Source organism: Actinomadura roseirufa (assembly GCF_900659635.1).
Classification (GTDB): domain Bacteria; phylum Actinomycetota; class Actinomycetes; order Streptosporangiales; family Streptosporangiaceae; genus Spirillospora; species Spirillospora roseirufa.
In genome coordinates this window covers 1-3,608 of sequence record NZ_CAACVB010000468.1, presented here as the reverse complement: position 1 = coordinate 3,608, position 3,608 = coordinate 1, and the positions used below count along the sequence as shown (strand labels likewise).

Here is a 3,608-nt window from a genome sequence, read left to right as displayed (position 1 = left end):
CGATCCGCGCCGCGCTCGCCGGCCTGCTCGCCGAGCCCGCCCACCGGGACGCCGCCGGGAAGCTGCGCGCGGAGATGCACGGCCAGCCGGTGCCGTCGCTGGTGGTCGCCGAGCTGGAGCGCGTCGCGGCGGCGGCCGCCGGAGCGGCCCCCGTGACGGCCGGCACGGGCGGCTGACCCGGACGTCGAGCCGTCCACGAGCCGTCCTCGATCTTCGGCGCCCAGGCTCGGTGGCAGCAGCCGGCGCCGCAGTTCCGCGCGCCCGGTGACCCGGCGACGGAGACGAACGGGAGCACACGGTGGGTTCCTCCCCGAAATTCGAGCACGAGTCCTTCGCGCAGCGGCACCGCGGGGGGATGCTGCTGGAGCGGCACGGCCTGGAGCTGTACCCGCATCCCTTCCTCGGCTTCACCCTCGCCCCGGGACACCGCTCGGACGTGATCAACATCGATGACGAGGGGTTCCGGCTCTCCGCCTCGCCCTTCGGCACCGTCGACAGCACGAGCTGGCTCGCCGACGGCGGCGGCGGGATCATCCTCGGGAACTCGGTGGCGCTCGGCCTCGCCGCGACCGCCGACCGCTTCACCCCGGCCTCGCACCTGGCCGAACTGACCGGCACGCGGTGGCTGAACCTCGGGCTGTGCGCGTCGATCTCGCTGCAGGAGCTGGTCGCCGCCGCGCCGTTCCTGCACGCCGCGTCCAGCGTGGCGATCCTCGGCGGCGGCACCGACCTCGTGAACCTGCTCGGCTCGATGACGCCGGACGGGCTCTACGGCACCATCTCCTACGAGCGCACGTTCAACGACGTCAACCAGGTGCCCGTGTTCGACCTCGCGGCGCTCGCCGCGGGCAAGGCCGTCCCGGACATGGACGAGCGGCGCCTCGCCCCCCGCGCGACCCGTCCCTGGGACCTCGCCGAGGTGGAGACGCGCATGCGGGAGGCGGCGCGGCGGCGGCTGCGCGACCTCAGGACGCTCGCCCGCGCCGCCGGGGACGGCACCCGGATCGCCCTGTGCCTCCAGCCGCTCGCCACGCCGCGCACCCGCGACCTCACCCCCGGCGAACGCGAGCGCTTCGACTTCGACGTCCCCGTCTTCGGCATCCTGCACAGCACCATCGAGAAGTACTGGGACGCCTACGCGGCGCTCCTCGCCGAAGGCTGCGCCGAGATCGGGGTGTCGTTCCTGAACATGGCCGCCGACCGGTTCGAGGGGGACGCGTTCGCCGACATCGTGCACCCCCACGACGACGGCAACCGGCAGGCCGCGCACATGATCCGGCGGGCGCTCGACGAGGCGCCGGTCCTCGCGGGCTGACCGGCCCGAGCAAGCCGAACGACCCCCGACAGGCCGACCCACGAAAGGCGGGGCACGATGACCCGAGCGGCGACGACCCGGTCCGAGCGGCTCCAGCAGCTGCGCGACATCCTCATCGACGTGCTGGAGATCGAGCCGGAGGAGCTCACCGACACCAGCCACTTCGTCAACGACCACGGCGCCGACTCGCTGATGGCCATCGACATCATCTCCAGCATCGACCGGAACATGGGCGTGCACCTGCCCAACGAGGTGCTGCCGGAACTGCTCACGCTGACCGCCGTGATGGACTGCGTGGAGCGCTACGGCGGGCCGTCCGATGAGTGAGCGCCGCGTCGCCGTCACCGGGCTCGGCGCCGTCAGCAGCCTGGGGACCGGTGCCCGCGCCTTCGCCGACGCCGTGCGGGCGGGCCGCGGCGGCGTCTCCCCGATCGCCGCCTTCGACGCCACCGGCTTCCCGCACACCAACGCCTGCGAGGTGCACGGCTTCGAGCCGGAGGGCATCCTGCGCCGGCTGGACGCGGCGGAGTGGGGCCGCAGCAGCCAGTTCGCCGCGTCCGCCGCGCGGCTCGCGGTGGCGGACTCCGGCGTCGACACCGGCCGGCTCTCCGCCGCCGTCGCCGGGACGGTCATGGGCACCACGTTCGGCGAGTCGGCCGTCCTGGAGCGGCTCACCCGGCAGTCGGTCGAGGGCGGCCTGAAGGCGCTCGACCCGGCGCTGGTCCCGCGGGCGCCCGCCAACCGGATCGCGACCGCCGTCAACGCCGAGCTGGACCTCACCGGCGAGGCGCTCACGATCGCGACGGCCTGCGCGGCGAGCAACTACGCGCTCGGCTACGGCTACGACATGGTCCGCACCGGCGAGGCCGACTTCATGGTCACCGGCGGCGCGGACTCGCTGAACCGGACGGCGCACGCCGGGTTCTTCCGGCTCGGCGCGCTCGCCGAGGAGACGTGCCGCCCGTTCGACGTGAACCGCGCCGGGATCCTCACCGCCGAGGGCGGCGTGGCCCTGTTCCTGGAGCCGCTCGACGAGGCGCTGGCGCGCGGCGCGCGGATCTACGCCGAGGTGCTCGGCTACGGCGTCACCTGCGACGCCCGGCACCCGGTCGCGCCCGACGAGACCGGCATCACCGCCTGCGTCCGCGCGGCGCACCGCGCCGCGGGCGTCGACCCCGCCGATATCGACTACATCTGCGCGCACGGCACCGGCACCCCGTCCAACGACGCCACGGAGGTCGCCGCGATGCGCGCCGTGTTCGGCGACGCGCTGCCGCCGATCAGCTCGATCAAGTCGATGATCGGCCACACCATGGGCGCGGCCGCCGGGTTCGGCGCCCTCATCTGCTGCATGGCGCTGCACGAGGGGTTCCTGCCGCCCACCACGAACCTCACCGAGACCGATCCGGCGCTCGGCGCCGGGCTGGACTGCGTGCCCGGCACCGGCCGCGCCGCGTCGCCGCGGATCGTCCAGAACAACGGGTTCGCGTTCGGCGGCAACAACGCGATCACCGTGCTGGGACGGGTCGCATGACCGCGGCGACCATCGGCCGGGGCACCGCCACCGCCGTCGCACCGCTCGTGATCACCGGCTGCGGGGTGATCTCCCCCGCCGGGCTCGGCCTGGAGGCGCTGGCCGCGGCGCAGAACCCCGGCGCCACCGACACGCCGCCCACCGCGCCGCCCACCGCGCCCGGCCCCGAGGCGCTCGGCGGGGACCTCCCGCCCGTCCCGCTGGCCGCGGCGCCCGACCCGCGGGTGGAGGACTTCCTCGGCAAGCGCGGCACCCGGGCGCTGGACCGCACCACGCGGCTCGCGCTGGCGGCCGTCCACGGCGCGCTGGACGCGCTCGGCGGGCCGCTCTCGGAGGCCGACCGGGGACGCACCGGCATCGTGATCGGCAGCGGCACCGGGAGCGTCCGCAGCTTCACCGACTTCACCCGCGAGACCCTGGTGCGGGACAAGCCGTACCTGGTGCGCGCCAACCACTTCCCCACCACGGCGATGAACTTCTGTGCCGGGCAGATCGCGATCTGGAACGACCTGCGCGGGGTGAACACCACGCTCGCGGGCGGCCGGGTGTCGGCGCTGTCGGCCGTCCGGTACGCCCGCAACGCCATCGTCCAGGGGCACATCGACCGGGCCCTGGTGGGCTCGGCGGAGGAGCTGTCCGCGCAGGCCGCCTGGGCGTGGCACCACGCCGGCGCGCTCGCGCCGGGCGCCGCCGTCGGCGAGGGGGCCGCGGTGTTCGCCGTCGAGACGCCGACGGGCGCGGCCGCCGCCGGGCGCGCCC

General features: G+C 75.2%; 4 protein-coding genes. All 4 read left to right on the top strand.

The window, feature by feature from the left end; genetic code table 11:
* Positions 1-298: 298 nt before the first annotated feature.
* Positions 299-1,315: a hypothetical protein gene (locus tag E1291_RS40220; protein WP_131743248.1), complete on the top strand. Its 1,017-nt coding sequence runs from the start codon at positions 299-301 to the stop codon at positions 1,313-1,315.
* A 57-nt stretch (positions 1,316-1,372) separates the two neighbouring features.
* Positions 1,373-1,642 (top strand): acyl carrier protein, encoded by a 270-nt coding sequence (locus E1291_RS40215; RefSeq protein ID WP_131743247.1) that lies wholly within the window; start codon positions 1,373-1,375, stop codon positions 1,640-1,642.
* Positions 1,635-2,849, top strand: coding sequence for a beta-ketoacyl-[acyl-carrier-protein] synthase family protein (locus E1291_RS40210; protein WP_131743246.1), 1,215 nt, complete (start codon positions 1,635-1,637; stop codon positions 2,847-2,849). Before E1291_RS40215 ends, E1291_RS40210 begins: the two co-directional genes overlap by 8 nt.
* Positions 2,846-3,608, top strand: a 763-nt coding sequence (locus E1291_RS40205; RefSeq protein WP_207401220.1) for a beta-ketoacyl synthase N-terminal-like domain-containing protein, incomplete at its 3' end; no start/stop codon positions are given. The genes E1291_RS40210 and E1291_RS40205, both read left to right, overlap by 4 nt.

Bases quoted from the DNA above. Each gene is read 5' to 3' on its own strand.
- E1291_RS40215 (WP_131743247.1), top strand. From the start codon at position 1,373: ATGACCCGAGCGGCGACGACCCGGTCCGAGCGGCTCCAGCAGCTGCGC.
- E1291_RS40210 (WP_131743246.1), top strand. From the start codon at position 1,635: ATGAGTGAGCGCCGCGTCGCCGTCACCGGGCTCGGCGCCGTCAGCAGC.